The 15,648-nt window shown below is 38.0% G+C and carries 15 protein-coding genes and 1 pseudogene; 5 read left to right on the top strand and 11 right to left on the bottom strand.

Annotated features, from left to right (window positions below; genetic code table 11):
- Positions 1-15 precede the first annotated feature (15 nt).
- Positions 16-453, top strand: a complete 438-nt coding sequence (locus RIV7116_RS25000; protein ID WP_015121115.1) for a DUF1257 domain-containing protein — start codon at positions 16-18, stop codon at positions 451-453.
- Positions 454-700: 247 nt separating this feature from the next.
- A complete protein-coding gene (locus RIV7116_RS24995) occupies positions 701-1,108 on the top strand; it encodes a DUF1257 domain-containing protein (RefSeq protein ID WP_015121114.1) in 408 nt (135 codons plus the stop codon).
- A 156-nt stretch (positions 1,109-1,264) separates the two neighbouring features.
- Here RIV7116_RS24995 and RIV7116_RS24990 read toward each other — a convergent pair whose 3' ends face one another.
- Entirely contained in the window at positions 1,265-2,464 is a 1,200-nt protein-coding gene (locus tag RIV7116_RS24990) for a WD40 repeat domain-containing protein (RefSeq protein ID WP_015121113.1), read from the bottom strand.
- A 204-nt stretch (positions 2,465-2,668) separates the two neighbouring features.
- On the opposite strand from RIV7116_RS24990, the pseudogene RIV7116_RS37160 reads away from it, so the two are divergent.
- Positions 2,669-3,007, top strand: a pseudogene (locus RIV7116_RS37160) (XisI protein).
- A 27-nt stretch (positions 3,008-3,034) separates the two neighbouring features.
- Here RIV7116_RS37160 and RIV7116_RS34185 read toward each other — a convergent pair.
- From RIV7116_RS34185 to RIV7116_RS24945, 8 genes are all read right to left on the bottom strand, one after another.
- Positions 3,035-4,225, bottom strand: coding sequence for a WD40 repeat domain-containing protein (locus RIV7116_RS34185; RefSeq protein WP_015121111.1), 1,191 nt, complete (start codon positions 4,223-4,225; stop codon positions 3,035-3,037).
- Between the two features lie 253 nt (positions 4,226-4,478).
- Positions 4,479-6,038, bottom strand: a complete 1,560-nt coding sequence (locus RIV7116_RS24975; protein WP_015121110.1) for an Hsp70 family protein — start codon at positions 6,036-6,038, stop codon at positions 4,479-4,481.
- Positions 6,039-6,155: 117 nt separating this feature from the next.
- Entirely contained in the window at positions 6,156-6,956 is an 801-nt protein-coding gene (locus tag RIV7116_RS24970; RefSeq protein WP_015121109.1) for a helix-turn-helix transcriptional regulator, read from the bottom strand.
- Positions 6,957-7,056: 100 nt separating this feature from the next.
- Positions 7,057-7,275, bottom strand: a complete 219-nt coding sequence (locus RIV7116_RS24965; RefSeq protein ID WP_015121108.1) for a DUF2997 domain-containing protein — start codon at positions 7,273-7,275, stop codon at positions 7,057-7,059.
- Between the two features lie 182 nt (positions 7,276-7,457).
- Complete coding sequence (locus RIV7116_RS24960) at positions 7,458-8,336, bottom strand: STM4011 family radical SAM protein (RefSeq protein ID WP_015121107.1); 879 nt, start codon at positions 8,334-8,336, stop codon at positions 7,458-7,460.
- Between the two features lie 183 nt (positions 8,337-8,519).
- A complete protein-coding gene (locus RIV7116_RS24955) occupies positions 8,520-9,779 on the bottom strand; it encodes a hypothetical protein (protein ID WP_015121106.1) in 1,260 nt (419 codons plus the stop codon).
- Between the two features lie 173 nt (positions 9,780-9,952).
- Positions 9,953-11,317, bottom strand: a complete 1,365-nt coding sequence (locus RIV7116_RS24950; RefSeq protein WP_015121105.1) for an STM4012 family radical SAM protein — start codon at positions 11,315-11,317, stop codon at positions 9,953-9,955.
- Positions 11,318-11,430: 113 nt separating this feature from the next.
- Positions 11,431-12,264 (bottom strand): STM4013/SEN3800 family hydrolase, encoded by an 834-nt coding sequence (locus RIV7116_RS24945; protein ID WP_015121104.1) that lies wholly within the window; start codon positions 12,262-12,264, stop codon positions 11,431-11,433.
- A 208-nt stretch (positions 12,265-12,472) separates the two neighbouring features.
- On the opposite strand from RIV7116_RS24945, the gene RIV7116_RS37155 reads away from it, so the two are divergent.
- On the top strand, positions 12,473-12,718 hold the full coding sequence (locus RIV7116_RS37155; protein WP_232435722.1) for a type II toxin-antitoxin system RelE/ParE family toxin: 246 nt from the start codon (positions 12,473-12,475) through the stop codon (positions 12,716-12,718).
- Positions 12,705-13,001, top strand: coding sequence for a helix-turn-helix domain-containing protein (locus RIV7116_RS24935; RefSeq protein WP_015121103.1), 297 nt, complete (start codon positions 12,705-12,707; stop codon positions 12,999-13,001). Before RIV7116_RS37155 ends, RIV7116_RS24935 begins: the two co-directional genes overlap by 14 nt.
- Before the next feature lie 141 nt (positions 13,002-13,142).
- Here the strand turns inward: RIV7116_RS24935 and RIV7116_RS37150 are convergent, their stop codons facing one another.
- Both RIV7116_RS37150 and RIV7116_RS24925 read right to left on the bottom strand, forming a co-directional pair.
- Positions 13,143-14,396 (bottom strand): STM4014 family protein, encoded by a 1,254-nt coding sequence (locus tag RIV7116_RS37150; RefSeq protein WP_044292308.1) that lies wholly within the window; start codon positions 14,394-14,396, stop codon positions 13,143-13,145.
- Positions 14,397-14,412: 16 nt separating this feature from the next.
- Positions 14,413-15,645 carry a hypothetical protein gene (locus RIV7116_RS24925; RefSeq protein ID WP_015121101.1) on the bottom strand — a complete coding sequence of 411 codons (1,233 nt, stop codon included), beginning with the start codon at positions 15,643-15,645 and terminating at the stop codon, positions 14,413-14,415.
- Positions 15,646-15,648: the final 3 nt, after the last annotated feature.

Genomic DNA, 15,648 nt, shown 5'->3' with positions numbered 1-15,648 from the left:
TATTTCCAATGCCCCATGCCCAATGCCCAATTACCAATTACCAAATTAATCATGTCTCACTTTACAAGTATCAAGGTTCAAATTAAGCACGGTGAAATTTTACATCAGGTATTGCAGGAGTTAGGCTATCAAGTTGAATGCAATACTCAGGTGCGAGGATATCATGGCGTTACGCCGAAGGCGTTTAGCTCCGCTAATCGCACTCAAGCTGAATATGTAATTCGGCAAAATAATGGTTACGATTTGGGTTTTCGTCGTCAAGGTGAAAATTATGAAATCGTAGCTGACTTTTGGGGTGCGAAGATTAATCAAAAGCAATTTGTGAATTCAATTACTCAAAAGTATGCTCATAAAACTCTGATGGCTACTGTTGCGGAGCAGGGTTTTAATGTAGAGGAAGAGGAAGTTTTGTCAGATGGTACCGTGAGGGTTGTTGTAGGGAGTTGGGTTTAAGTTCGTTCGTAGTTGCGCTTTAGAGGATGCTTGGAAAGTTATAAATAAAATCACAAATCTTTACATCCCCCTAAATCTCCCTTAAAAAGGGGGACTTTAACCCCCCTTTTCAAGGGGGGAAGGGGGGATCATCCGAGACTTAGGATAAAAACTATACTTTTCAAACATCCTCTTAGCGCTGCAAATGTAAAGCGCTAAAGCGCAACTACAAACTAATCAATAAATCATTCAATAATCAATAAAAAATATGTCACATTTCACAGCTATAAAAACTCAAATAAAAGATAGAGATGCATTAGTTAAAGCTTTGGCTGATGTGGGGTTTAAAAATATTGAAGTTCACGAAACGGCAGAAAGTTTATATGGTTATCAAGGTGATGTGCGAGCGGAAACTGCTGAGGTGATTATTCGACGTAAATATGTTGGCTCTTATAGTAATGATATTGGTTTTAAATTACAGGAAGATGGACAATATCAAGCGATTATATCTGAATTTGATCGCGGTAGATACAATCAACAATGGTTGGGTAAAGTGATGCAGCGTTACGGTTATTATAGTTTGATGGCTTCGGCACAGGAGCAGGGGTTTACGGTGGAGGAAGATGAGGTTATGGAAGATGGTACGGTTAGGGTTGTTGTGGCTAGGTGGAGTTAGGCAACGGATGCTTTTTCGGTGAGTAACGAATGGGTTGGTTTTGGATAACGGATGGATTTTGGTAACGGATGGATTTTGGTAACGGATGGATTTTGGCAACGGATGGATTTTTGGTGAATAACGAATGTGTTGGTTTTGGATAACGGATGGATTTTTTTACTCTTTTAATCCCCAAACTTTGACGGTTTTATCACTACTTCCGCTGAACAAATATTTACCATCTGGACTTAAGACGATTGAATTTACTTCTGCTGAATGTCCTGTTAATGTAGTTTGAAGTTTTCCAGTTCTCCAATTCCAAACTTTGATTGTTGTGTCGTTACTAGCGCTGATTAAAGTTTTTCCATCTGGGCTAATTGCAAGGGAGTTAACTCCTAAAGAATGTCCTTCTAAAGTTCGTATTAGTTCTGCTTTCTGCCAATTCCAGATTTTAATTGTATTATCTCCGCTACCGCTGAATAATGTTTTTCCATCTGGGGAGATGCATAAAGATGTAACCCAATATGAATGTCCTTCTAAAGTACTAATTAGTTGTTCTTTTTGCCAATTCCAGATTTTTATCGTATTATCTCCGCTACCGCCAAATAAAGTTTTTCCATTCATAGCTAGAGAAAAAATAGGCTGTAAATTTGCTCTTAACTCACCTTGACATTTCTGATTAAAGCAATCCCATACTTGAATGCTACTCTTTATATTAATAAATGCAATATTACCAGTTTCATCAAAAATTAGAGCATGATATCGCGTCATATTTTTAATATTTGAAATATTGTCATAATTTGGGTTTTGCCAGTTTAATTCTTTAATGATACCAAATATACTACGTATAAAAAGAGTTTTTCTGGCAGGATTAATACATATAAATCTGATGAAATCATTTTCATAAAAGGCGATATCTTTCTTAGTTACTATAGTCTTCACAGATTTATTCGTTTTCCATTCCCAACTGATAATCCTGTGTGGATTACCGCTAATAAGAGTTTGTCCATCAGGAGTTATGCAAACTGAATGAACTCTAGATTCATGCTCTTCAAGAGTTGAAATACAATAAAAAAAATGATAATCACTACATCCTTGTAACGTTTTGATTGCAATTTCTTCTTTTCTTTGTTTCAGTATTATATAAGCTGTTGCTCTAATTAGATTTTTTTCATTTCGCAAAGCTTTAATTACTAAATCTAATCCAGCATCACCATAATTTAACGCTTGATATAATCCTGCAATTCTTGCTTTAACATCAGGATTCTTTAACCTTCGTTTAACACCTTCAATCCCTCCCAAAACCACACCATCAACGGGAGCTTGACTATCACCACCAAGCACCGCATCGTATTCTCTAGGTTGATTGTCTGACATTGTATTTTTACCAGTTCACTATTGTTAGTGTTCCCAGTTGTGGAAGGAAGTATTACATTTTATAGATAATTCAATGTATAACCTCACCCTCAATCCCTCTCCTTGTTAAGCAGAGGGAAGTAAGAGAAAAGATAAGATGATTATTCTTGATTTAGTAATTATTAAACTCATTATATTTAATGAAGAAAAAGAGGAAATTACTCAATGGATACCAAATTAAAATACCAAGAGATTATCAAAAAGGTATTAACAGCACAAGGTGAATATCGTGCTTCGATTCCCGAAAATTATGATTCTCAAGTGGTATTTGACGACGAAAACGGGCGCTATTAAATATTAGATATTGGTTGGAATGGGGACAAGTATTTACATACAACACCCATTCATTTGGATTTAATTGATAATAAAATTTGGATTCAGTTCGATGATACTGAAGAAGGAGTCGCAACCGATTTAATGGAAGCAGGTATTCCGAAAGAAGATATTATTTTAGGGTTTCGCCATCCTAAGTTGCGACAGTATACGGGTTTTGCGGTGAGTTGATTTTTTGGGATAATTATTTTAATATTTTTAACCCCAGATTTTAACTGTTTTATCTCTACTACAGCTAACGAGAGTTTTACCATCGGGACTAATTGCTATACAATAAACCCAATCTGTATGTCCTTCAAGAATACGTATACATTCTCCTGTATACAAATCCCATATTCTAATTGTTTTGTCTCTGCTACAACTAACAATAGTGCTTCCGTCAGGGCTGATAGCAACACAGTAAACCCAACCTTTATGCCCTTCTAATGTATTTATAATTTTTTTATTTTCTAAATTACAAACTTTGATTGTTTTGTCTTTACTACCGCTAACTATTGTTCTTCCATCTGGGCTAATAGCTACTGACTCAACACCTTTAGAATGTCTTTGTTTTTTTAATGAAAATATTAATTTACCCGTTTCTACATTCAAAGCCTTAACATTGCCGTCATTCGCACCACTAATAATAGTTTCTCCATCTGGAGTAATTGCTAATGCTTGAACTGCATGATTAGAATGTCCGGGAAGTGTTTTAATATATTTAGCTGTTTCTAGATTCCAGACACTAATTCCAGTACCTGGATAATTAACACCACAAAAAAGTTTACTTTCATCTGGACTTATTGCTAAGGAAAAGACATTTTCTGAATTTTCATCTAAAAATAATAGACGCTCGTTAGTTTGCGAATCCCATATTTTGATTCCACTATCGAAGCAAGATGTACCACCCCTAGTAATAATATTTTTTTTAATTGGGCTTATCAAAATATTTCCGAAGCTTACATAACTCATAGAAGTTGCTTCAACTTCCCCTGTATGTAAATCAAAAGTATTTATCGAGTTTGAGCCATCAAAAAATACTTTTCCATTTGAATGAATAGCGATACATCTAGTGTTAATATCTTGCAAAGTATGAACACATCCTATCTTTAACCAAGGATTATATTCTTGCAAAACTTGTTTAACTTTTGCTTCTTCTTTCTGACGTAATAATGAATAAGCAACATAACTAATTTGTCCTAATTCATTTTGCCAAATTTGAATCACAAAATCTAAACCAGCATCCCCATATTTCAATGCTTCTGAAAGTGCAACAATCTTCTGTTGAATATTCGCTGTTTCCCAACGTCTTTTAACACCTTCAATCCCACCCAAAACCACACCATCAACCGGCGCTTGACTCCCACCACCAAGCACTGCATCATATTGTCTAGGTTGATTCTCCGACATAATATTTACCTCTTTATTAAAAAAATTCTCTTAAATCTCTTATCTCAGCGCTCTCCGCGTCTCTGCAGTTTAATAAAATTACAAAGTTTAAATTATTACAAATTATTCGACTGGGTTCACATCCACCTGGGGTTGCAAACCCCAGGCTAATAGCGAAAGTCCTATAAATAGGACTAGGATTTTCACGGTTATAATTTAGTGATTTATTTTCAAACTTTGATTTATTTTCTAGTATTTATATTGAAAATTCAAATCATTTCAATTTAGCGATCGCCTCTCTCACTACCAACGCTTTCCCTGTCAATAAATCCTTCACGGTAGCAACCAACATCCTCTGCTCGTTAACGCCAAATTTTACGGAAACTCTATCGATTCCCAATTCTCCGGGTGGCTCTAAATGGGCGATACAAACTTGTTGATGTTGAGTATCTAAAGAACGATAGGTTTCCTGTTTCACTAAATGACTGCTTGTCATTCTTCCTTGGGCATCATAAGTAACTTCAGCTTGGGACATTTCCGCAATTTCACCAATATCCAAACGAATCTCTTTTTGTCCTTCTATGGCTGCTTGTAATATCAATGGTTCGTCAATTCTGGCTTTTTTATCGTTATCCCCTAAATAATTCGTTCCCTTTTCAATCAATGTCATGTAGGAATATTTTTTACTATGGGGTTCCCACAACCGAATTGCATAGCTATGACGCAAATAATCGTCGATTTCTACCATTTCGTTTAAAGCCAAACCACCGTGAGCTACTGCTTCAAACGGTTTGTCTAATTTAACTTTCTGTCTGCCAAAATAAGAAATAATCAATTGCTGTACTGCTTGAATTTGACAGCTACCTCCCACTAATAAAACCTTTTCTATATCCGCTTTGCCGATTCCTTTACTCAAGGCGATCGCCAACACTTCATCTAATGTCTGTCGCAGTTGCTCTAATAACTGACGATTTTCTAAAATATCCGCTAATTCATCCGAGTTTAACTGCAATTCGTGAGACATAAAATTCTCATCGTCAAACCAGGATTCCTTCGCTTCATTATCCGTGGAAAGCTTCATTTTCAATCTTTCGGCAATTTCCAACAAATTCTGATAGCCAACTTCCCCCACTTCTTCCCGACTCGAATTTGTTTTTCTCAGATAATCTTCTACAATCCAATTATCAATATCAATTCCACCGACAAAAGCATCAGATTTCGCAATTACTTCCGCACGTACAGATGAAGATTGAGAATTACTTTTGACGGTACGAACTAAACTTAAATCCAAAGTTCCACCACCGAAATCCACCACCAAAACCAAGCTGCCGGGGCGTTTGACAGCATAACCCAAAGCTGCTGCTGTGGATTCATCAACGATTTGCAATTGGGGAATATCCAGCTTTTCACCCAAACCGTTAAACCAATGCAAATATCGTTCAAAAGCACCCACGGGAACGGTAAAAATAACTCGACTGGGTTCCAATTGTTGTTTTACGTGACTCCAAATTTCTTTTAAAAACAGTTCCGATATCGCTTCAGCACTGTAATTAACATCATCCAAAACGCGGGGAGGGGGAACAAAATCCGCCGCTAAATCCCGTTTAAATGCTTGAAAATACCGCTGTGGTTGACTAAAACTCAATCTTTGAGAGCGTACAGGTTCGCCAAAAATCAAATTATTTGGCGATTTGACGAATACTTGCGAAGGAATCACGCTTACCTCGTTAAAGCGACGTGAAAGAAAGTCGAATTTTAGTGTACGCGGTTGTTGAGTAATAGTGTCGGTGGTACAAACAATGGTATTGCTGGTTCCGAAATCGATGACAATCATAAATCAGTGAGCAGTGAGCAGTGAACAGTTATCAGTGAAGAGTGAGGAGTTAGGAATTAGGAGTTATATTTTTTAACGCAGAGGAATACGGAGGGAAACGCAAAGGAACGCTGAGATTTATTTTTCCTTGTCTCCTTGTCTTCCACCTGGAAGTGTACGACTAACTTTAGCGGGGGAAAGGATGTTACCTTGATGTTGATATCCTATAAAACGGATGTAAACTTTTTCTCCTTGTTGAATATCTCCGGTATCTGGTTGATGGATTTGGGGATTGTATTCAACTTGTTGCCAAGGTTTTCCGATGGGTTGGTAATCCCATTCTTTTAACAGGTTGTCGAGGGGAGTGAAGCCTGAGAGCAAATTTTTTGCTGGTAATTCTGGTTTTACGTTTACCATTTGATGAATGCTGGGATAATTGACAAGCAGGGTTTGCAGTTTTTCAAATGTTGATTTCCGAAATTCCTGGGTTAATTCAAGTTGCTGCTGTTGTAATTCGGAATGCAATCGCAAACCATCTTTTCGCAAAGTTTCTTTTTCTTGATTCAACTTTTCTATCTGCTGCTGTAATTGCAAACATTCTCGACGTTTACTTTCTAATTCTGGATGTGGTGGAAGAATTCCCAATTTATAGAGAAAATTTCCTAGCGGCATATTGAGCGCGTTCGCAGTTGTTTTCAGTTGTTCCAAAGTCAACGAAGTCCCGTCAGAGTCTCGCAATTTCCACATGGCAGAATTACTTAAGCCGGATTTTTGTTGCAACTGATTCCAATTAAGGATTTTATTTTCACGCATTAATTGTAAGAGTAATTCGTCATTGCGATTTCCTGTAGCGTAAATACGTGCAAGGAGAAACCGTAGAAACGCAACGGTTGCGACTAGGATAAAGATGAATATTAATGATGTGTAGACAATTGTCATTTTGGATTAGAGGGGGGAGAGGGGGTAGACAATTATCAATTAACATTGAACAATTAACAATCGATTTCTACTTTTGACTTTTAAGCTTTAACCTTTAACCTTATCCGTTTTTATTTTTCAAAGATTGATTTTCCGTTGAAGTAATGTTTTCTTCCCCTTCGTAATATTCGGGGAGCAATTCTTGAGATTCAACTTTACCTAAAGCGTCTTCTATTCCGGAAGTGGTTTCGGTACAGCCAGCACCGGAAGCGCCGATGACTGTTTCAGTGATTTTACCGTCTTTCCCAATGCGATATTCTACTCTTCTATACTCAGCCATGATTTTTCCTCTGGGTAGATATTTACTGTTATAGCAATAGTTTTGACCTCTCTCCATGAACGCGGAGCGTTTTCTCGTAGAGTACCTCTCTCCTTATTAAGGAGAAAGGCTTAAATCTTATTCTTTTCTCCTCTCCCTATTATGAGAGAAATGCTTTAAGTCTTATCCTCTTTCCCCTCTCCTTAATAAGGAGAGGGGTGCCCGGAGGGCGGGGTGAGGTTCGGTATCCTCTCCAATATCCTGTCACCAAAGACTTTATCTAATTCCAAATAATCGAGATGCACGTAACCGATATGACAGTGACAGGTTTGGTTACTACAGTCACGTTCTTGTAATACTTGCTCCCAATCTTGGTGATAAATATTACCAATGGGCTGTTTAATAAAATGACATCTCCTCATGGTACCTTCACCGTCAACGGAAATCATGGATTTACCAGCACGACAGGAGCGTCCGAGGCTGGGATAATGATGGGTGTTGAGGTGATAAAGTGGATCGATGGATTCAAAGAAATTTCTGTCTTCTGGTGATAATTGAGAAAGTTGTTTTTTCACAGCATTAATCCATAGATAAACGTGAGAGGGTAATTCCTGACGTAAAGCTGCTATTTCGTTTTTGTACTGGGGAAAACCGACAACACCGGCACTAAAACGAACTTTACGTTTATCCAATTCCAGACATTGGGAAACATAACTTTGACGGGATACCCATTCGGGATGAAAAGTAGCCCATAACGCTAAACTTTCCTTGTTGCAATCTTCCACCCAATCCAAATTACAGGAAAGATTGGTTTGGATAGCGACTTTATTAACGTGAGACATTTGGGTTAACTGAGCTAAAGCTTGTTGATAGTGCTTGTGGATGAGAGCTTCACCCCAAGGAGTAAATAAAATCGAAAATTGATGCTGGGGATGTTGGATAATCCAATCTACGAAACGTTGTAACTGTTGTTTGTCTAAATTTAATTCTGCTGCTGATTGTTGACGTTTGGCGAAGGGACAATATTCGCATCCGTAGTTACAGCTGATGAGGGAACCTCGGTAGAGGATTTTTAGGTGCATTTTTGATGTTTTGTTATGTCTCCTTAATCGCCGTCACCCTCGAAGGGTGCGGCTACAGTTACAAAGTCCACCTTCGTGGACTAATTCATTTAAGCCCACGCAGGTGGGCTTTGTTCCGATAGCCCCAGGCTTCCAGCCTGCGGGCGATTGATGTAGAAAACGGGTAAACTTTAAAAATCAAAATTATTCTCCAACCGTACAATAACGTTCATCAGGATGTTTTTGATATCCGATATTAACAACTTCAATATCTAAATTATTTAACCGTTCAATCATTTCATCACTTAAACAGTTTTCAGAAATATCAAGAGTATCCAGTTGATGAATAGCTCGACAATTTAATAAAGCTTCTGCACCTTCATCAGTTAAAGTTCCCATTGACAAATCTAGTTCTATTAAATTTTCTATAATTGGAGAATCTACAAGTGCAAAAGCGATATTATTTGAATATTGACTGTTACGCAGTCCTAAATATTTAAGCTTTGGGTATTTTCCAGAAATGATTGGCATAATATCGCCAATATCAGAAGTACCACCATATTCATAATCACCTAACCACAATTCTAAATATTCTAGTGCAGGCAATTGAAGTTGACAAAATTGAGTTATTACTTCGCGGCTTATTCCGCCAGATTCGATAGTTAGCGCTTTTAAATTATTATGTTTGATGGAAGGATTGAATACCCAAGTTTCACCTCCCCTAGTTATGCTTGAACTACCACGTATTTTTAATACTTCTAAATAAGGCAAAGCTTCTAAAATAGGGCTTATACTCAGAAAAGGAATCCCAGAAATCATACATTCATCATCTTTAATATCGTAAATAAAAATGGCTTTCAAATTAGGAAATTTTTCTAAAACTGTAAAAATCACTTTGTCAGGATTAGCTGAATTACCAAATACTAAAGCTTCAACCTTTTCCGCAAAGTGTTTTTGTGGCTCTTCTTGCAATATTTGCAGTTTATTTTCAATACTAATATCTTCTTTCCCTTCCCAAAACGAATAATAGTTAGCTCTCAAAGCATAAGCTGTATCAATTGTGTCTGTAATACCTATTTTCTGGTCAAATTCAATTACTTTTCGATTAGCGAATGTAGTTGAGTATTCGTTAGGATACTCATATAGTCTTTCAAATCCACTCCAGAATTTATAATTTTTTAGCGCTGACTTAGCTTGAGTTTCGTTTCTATCTTCCAATAAATATACAGCAGCCTCTCTTAGTTTTCGACGATTATCTTCTAATGCTTGAATCACTAAATCCAAACCTAAATCCCCATAATTCAAAGCATCATTCAAAGCTGCAATTTGCACGTCAACATCAGAACTAGCCAACCGCTTTTTAACACCTTCAATACCTCCTAAAACTGCGCCGTGAATTGGTGGTGGTGCGTTTCCTCCGAGTACAGCATCGTATTGGTTGGGTTGGTTTTGATTGTTTGTCATGGTTGATTTAATTATTCGTTGTGTGTTCTAAATCGCCGTCACCCTCGAAGGGTGCGGCTACACCTACAAAGTCCACCTTCGTGGACTAATTCATTCAAGCCCACGCAGGTGGGCTTTGTTTCGATAGCCCCAGGCTTCGAGCCTGCGGGCGATTTCGTGGATAATTGAAACATCTATTTCAATTCATATCTCTGCATCAATTCCCGCACCTTCGCAGAAAACAACCATTCCCCAATGGCATCGGAATATTCCACACCAGTTTGAGTTAATCGCAATATTCTGCTTTCATCAACAACTAAATTCAAATCAATTAATTCCGACAATTCCGGGAAATCACTAAATAATTCTGTATTAAATCGCGTTTGATATTGATGTAAATTCAATCCTTCATGAGAAAGTAAAGATAATAAAATGTATCTCCTACCCTTCTCTTCTGCATCTAGCTGAAAACCGTAATTAACAAAATCAAAGCAATCTTCCGGTGTTTTAATATACCCTTGCAAAATCTCGCGGATTCCCTTTCCTCCTACTGCGTATTCGTTGGAATAATGCAAATCATCGGTATACGAGCGTGCGCCGCATCCTAAACCTACCATTCCGTCTTGTTGGCAGCAGTAGATTGGGGAGGGGGAAGAGTGGGGAGAGGGGGAAGAGTGGGGAGAGGGGGTAGAATTTTTTTGGAACATTCGCATGGATTTTTGGGTGTATCCTTGTGATAAAAGAAAATCCCTTCCTTGACGGTAACAATTCAAGCGGATGTCATCCCATTCTTTTTCTGAGGTTCCCAATCCGGTGAGGGGACGCACGTACAGGGGATACAAAAATATTTCTTCTGGTTCAAACTGCAATGCAGCGCGTATCGATTGCAACCAGGTTTCTACTGTTTGCCCGGGTAATCCGTATATTAAATCAATGTTGATTGTGGGAAAACCCGCTTCTCGCATTCTTGTCAGTGCGGCTTCTACTTCGGCGGTGGTTTGACGGCGGTTAACTGCTGCAACCTCCGATTCAAAGAAGCTTTGGACTCCGATACTGGCACGAGTTACACCTCGCGATCGCAACAATTCTAATTTATCTTTGGTAGCGGTTTCCGGTGACATTTCCACGGATATGGGAATCTGTTGTAAATCCACGCTCATGGTATCTTCAGCAACATTCAACACGGCTTCTAAATGGTGAATCGGTAACTGAGTCGGTGTACCTCCACCAATCGCTAATCTTGCAAATGAACTTTTACCTAAAGCTGCTTTGACATGTTTGGCTTGTTTTTGTAGGGTATTGACGTATTGAGTGACAAAATCTTGATTGTGGGTGACTGTGGTGAATAAATTACAGAAACCGCAGCGCATTTCACAAAAGGGAATGTGAATGTAGAGGAATAAAGCGTTTTTGTCTTCTTGACTCCATACGTCGGTGAGGGGTTTTTGGGGGGAAATCGGACGATATGCGGTTTTGTGGGGGTAGGAATAAACGTAGGATTGGAAGATTTTGGATTTTAATAAGGGATGGGTTGGTAACGGATGGTTGTTGGTTATCATGATTGAGGTTTTGGTATTGGTTTTTCCGCAGGTTTACTCGTTACCATGCTCTGCATGGTAATGCCTATTAGGAGGCTCTGCCTCCGGTAGAATTGAAAAGGCAGAGCCTTTTGTTATGCATTCCCAGGTGTAACCTGGGAACAAGTCTCGCGAGTCTCCAACACAAATTCCCCATAAGGAACAGTCCACACGACGGGATGACTAATTCGATGTCCGGTGTAACCATCTTCACCGTATGTTGTTCCGTGGTCGGAGGTGAGTATGCAGAAGGTAGAAGCACGTTTTTGTAAGGCATTCCAGAGTTTTCCTAGTTGGCGATCAATGTATTCTAATGCGGCTGCGTGAGTTTCCAATGTGTCTGTTTTAGCACCTTCAAGGTAAAAAAAATTGGGTTGATGCAGCGCGGAAATATTAATAAATAAGAATAAACGTTGATTTTGAGGAGTTTTATTAAGGATTTTCTCAGCTAATAGGATTTGATTCTCGGTTGATTTTGGATCGGTAACTCCTAATTCTCGATTCCAGTAACTTTCTGCGAACATTGAAGGAATCACGTTACTCAAGGGATTCTGTTTGTTGAAAAATCCCACACCACCAATACAAACGGTATGATAACCTTTTCGCGCTAATCCCTTGACTATATTTTCACCTTCTAAAACACAGGTTTTTTCGGTAGTTGTAGTACTTCCGGCGAATTTCAAAGCGAACAATCTCGGGTGAATTCCTGGAGTGACGGGAGTAGGAAGAAAACCCGCGAAAAATGCTTGATGGGATGCATAGGTAAAGTTTCCCGGTGAATGTCGTTTTTCCCAACCATTTGGTAATACTTTAGCTAAATTTGGGGTGCGGTTTTGTGATATTAATTCGGTTGCGATGTCGTAACGGAGGGTGTCGAGGGTGATAAATACGATGTCGTGGGTGCCGATGATTTGGTTGATGTTTTGCATTGGTTTTTTGTAAGTTACACGACTAAGCTAATATATCAATATTGTTATAATTTTGAATTAATGCCTGAGACTCGTATTGTTTTCTATAAAGAAGAGGATGGTGAAGTTCCCGTTCTAGAATGGTTAACGCGACTTTCAAAAGAAAATAAGAAAGCGATTAGCTAATTGTGTTGGTAAAATTAATTTACTTGAATCATTCGGGTACGAATTGCGTAGACCTGCTGTGGATTATTTGAGGGATAATATCTATGAGTTGAGAGCAAAACATATTCATGTTCAATATCGTATTCTTTATTTTTTTCACGGTCAAAATATAGCGATTCTTGCTCATGCGATTGTTAAAGAACAAGCAACAGTAGCAGATATTGATATTGAACGAGCAATAACAAGAAAATCCTTGTTTGAAGAAAATCCAGATATTCATACTTATAGAGAAGAAAATGAAGAAAACTGACGACGCTTTGAAAATACTTGAAAACATTCACCGTAATGACCCCGAACTTCAAGAAATGGTGATTACAGCTTCTATTAATGCGGAAGTAGCACAACTTATATATGAAGCAAGAACTCAAGCAGGATTAACACAAAAGCAACTTGCTGATTTAGTTGGTACAAAACAACCCGTGATTGCTCGACTTGAAGATGCTGATTATGAAGGACATTCGCTTTCTATGTTGCAAAAAATTGCTTCTGCTTTGAATAAACAAGTTAAAATTTCTTTGACTTCAAATGTTTAATTTGATATTTGGAAGAATCAGGACTTGTCATTGCGAGCGGAACGGAGTAGAGCGACGCAATCGCATAATGAAAGCGTATAAGCCGATATTTTGCGATTGCTTCACTTCGTTCGCAATGACAAGTATTAGCATTATACAATTTCATTTAATAATCGCTTTCAATTCGCTTTCATAAGTATCTAAACCACAATAAGTAATCCCCGGCAACAAATCCCCAAAAGCATTTATTTCTAAAACAGCGTGTTGCTCCCAATCCGGTAAAATCATCAAGTCAACTCCGCAATATAAACTATTAGGAAATAAAGCAGCAGCTTGTTCGCAAGTACGTTTCATTTTCTGCCAATTCTCATCACCAACCTTGTCTAAAAATTCATCTATATTTCCTCTTTCGTTACCCAAATGTAAGTTAGTCATGGGACTTTTTCCCAAACGAACAACTGTATGTTGTGCTTCACCATCGATAACCACAACTCGCAAATCAAAACCGCATCCTTGTAACCGCGATTTCGGTAGCCATTCCTCAACAATTACCCCTTCGGCAGTTAAAATATTGATAATATCGGCGATTTCTTCGCGTTTTGTATAGTTACGAATTCTGCGGGAATTATAAAGTAAAGTTTCCCCGTCTTCTCGTACTCTTTCCACCGTGGTGATAGCCGATTCAAAGCGGGAATTAGCGCGGTAAGCAATCACTCCAGAAGCACTCGAACCGTGAGATAATTTAATGAAAACCCGTTCTAAACCTTGAGATTGCATTTGTTGGCGTAAGTGTTCGTAATTATGAATTTTCCCCAAACAACGCGCTACCGGAACGTTATTTTTGCTAAATCTTTCGTGACACCTTGGTTTATCAAACATCACCGCAATATCCCCAGGATGATTCATAACTTCCAATCCCCCTCTCCTTAAACAAGGAGAGGGGCTGGGGGTGAGGTTTTTCTCCCCTCTACTTAAACAAGGAGACGATTTAGTGGTGAGGTTTTTCTCCCCTCTCTTTAAACAAGGAGAAGGGTTAGGGGTGAGGTTTTTCTCCCACCGTCGTAACAAATTTCGCCAACCCAAATACCACTGTCGCGGATAAAGAATTCTTCCCTTATCAAACTCCAACTTCTCAACATCTTGAGAACTAATTTTTTGATAATTATTAATTTCTCCCCCCTCTTCCCCCTCTCTCAAATCCCCCGCAGCAATAATTGCCTTATCAACATCAAAATTCTTCTCCGGAGAATCAAAGCGGATGATGTTATTGGGTGTGACTTCGAGGTTTTGTTTTCCTGTAATTAAATCTGCATAGGAGATAACGGTTGCGGGTGGTAGATTGAGATTGGCGATCGCTTCTTGGAGCAATCCGACGCGACGGTTTTCCGGGTTGGCTATGATTGTAAGATTTTTCATTTTATTGTTTTTGGTATTACTCATGTAAAGCAAAGTAACGGGATGCACCTACTCCTCTATCAGCTATTTCTTCTTGAAAATCTGAAATTATCCAACAATGAAGTAATAAATGCTCAACTCCTTCGAGAAATTCTTCACTTACACAATTATGAGAAACATCAAGAGTATGTAAATTAGAAATAGCCGGAACTCCAATCAAATTGTCTAAACCTTCATCTGTCAAATTTCCCATCGTTAAATCAAGCACGAAAAGATTATCAATTATAGGAAAATCAGCCATAAAAGAAGATTCCATAATTGCTTCAGCAACAGCATTAGCATATTCACAGCTACGTATTCCTAAATAACTTAACTTCGGAAATGATTCGCCAAAAAGAATTGGTTTAATACTTTTGATAACATTGTCACAAGTATTTTCAAAATCTCTACCTATCCATAACTCAAAATATTCTAAAACTGGTAAATTCAGAGAGCACAATACCTGAATTGACATATCACTAATATCTCTCGTTTCAATAACCAGCGTTTTTAAATTATTATGTCCTAACATACCGCTGCATAAATCAGTACAGCAACCGCGAAGGTGCAAAACTTCTAAATTTGGAAAACTTGATAACAAATTAGTTATATCACCAATTCCGAGATAAGATTTTCTAAATGTATCTATTTGTGCATCACCTACAAATAAAGCTTTTAAATTTTCTAATTCTTTCCGATTATTATCAAAAAACTCAGCTAAATCATCATATTCTTGGCTAACTTCGTAATAAACATTATAGTCTTGCAAATAACAAATCAAAGCTTCAACTTCATTGACTCTATCATCTTGTACTAAAAGCCGTAATTTCTCCAAATTCACAACATAAGCTTTACCCTCTGGATTCACAATCCCAACTTCATAATCAAACTCTTCAACTTCCCAATCTTCCAACTTCGTAAAATACAAATAAGGATCGAATTCCAACAGCGCTTGTTTACCTTTTTCACCTCCGAATTTCTTCAACAACCTCGAAGCAAAACCTTTTACCTGTAACGAATCATCTTCCAAAGCTTCAATAACTAAATTTAAACCAGCTTCTTGATAGTTAAGAGCATCAGAAAGCGCTTTAATTCGTACATCTACAATTTCACTTTCCAACCGTCGCTTAACACCTTCAATTCCTCCCAACACAGCACCAGTTACCGGAGGTGCATTGTTTCCACCTAAAACAACATCGAATTCTCTTGGTTGATTTTGATTGCTATTCATATT

Origin of the sequence: Rivularia sp. PCC 7116 (assembly GCF_000316665.1) — a bacterium.
GTDB lineage: Bacteria > Cyanobacteriota > Cyanobacteriia > Cyanobacteriales > Nostocaceae > Rivularia.
This window is presented reverse-complemented; position numbering and strand designations above follow the sequence as displayed.

Bases quoted from the DNA above. Each gene is read 5' to 3' on its own strand.
- RIV7116_RS25000 (WP_015121115.1), top strand. From the start codon at position 16: ATGCCCAATGCCCAATTACCAATTACCAAATTAATCATGTCTCACTTT.
- RIV7116_RS24995 (WP_015121114.1), top strand. From the start codon at position 701: ATGTCACATTTCACAGCTATAAAAACTCAAATAAAAGATAGAGATGCA.
- RIV7116_RS24990 (WP_015121113.1), bottom strand. From the start codon at position 2,464: ATGTCAGACAATCAACCTAGAGAATACGATGCGGTGCTTGGTGGTGAT.
- RIV7116_RS34185 (WP_015121111.1), bottom strand. From the start codon at position 4,225: ATGTCGGAGAATCAACCTAGACAATATGATGCAGTGCTTGGTGGTGGG.
- RIV7116_RS24975 (WP_015121110.1), bottom strand. From the start codon at position 6,038: ATGATTGTCATCGATTTCGGAACCAGCAATACCATTGTTTGTACCACC.
- RIV7116_RS24970 (WP_015121109.1), bottom strand. From the start codon at position 6,956: ATGACAATTGTCTACACATCATTAATATTCATCTTTATCCTAGTCGCA.
- RIV7116_RS24965 (WP_015121108.1), bottom strand. From the start codon at position 7,275: ATGGCTGAGTATAGAAGAGTAGAATATCGCATTGGGAAAGACGGTAAA.
- RIV7116_RS24960 (WP_015121107.1), bottom strand. From the start codon at position 8,336: ATGCACCTAAAAATCCTCTACCGAGGTTCCCTCATCAGCTGTAACTAC.
- RIV7116_RS24955 (WP_015121106.1), bottom strand. From the start codon at position 9,779: ATGACAAACAATCAAAACCAACCCAACCAATACGATGCTGTACTCGGA.
- RIV7116_RS24950 (WP_015121105.1), bottom strand. From the start codon at position 11,317: ATGATAACCAACAACCATCCGTTACCAACCCATCCCTTATTAAAATCC.
- RIV7116_RS24945 (WP_015121104.1), bottom strand. From the start codon at position 12,264: ATGCAAAACATCAACCAAATCATCGGCACCCACGACATCGTATTTATC.
- RIV7116_RS24935 (WP_015121103.1), top strand. From the start codon at position 12,705: ATGAAGAAAACTGACGACGCTTTGAAAATACTTGAAAACATTCACCGT.
- RIV7116_RS37150 (WP_044292308.1), bottom strand. From the start codon at position 14,396: ATGAAAAATCTTACAATCATAGCCAACCCGGAAAACCGTCGCGTCGGA.
- RIV7116_RS24925 (WP_015121101.1), bottom strand. From the start codon at position 15,645: ATGAATAGCAATCAAAATCAACCAAGAGAATTCGATGTTGTTTTAGGT.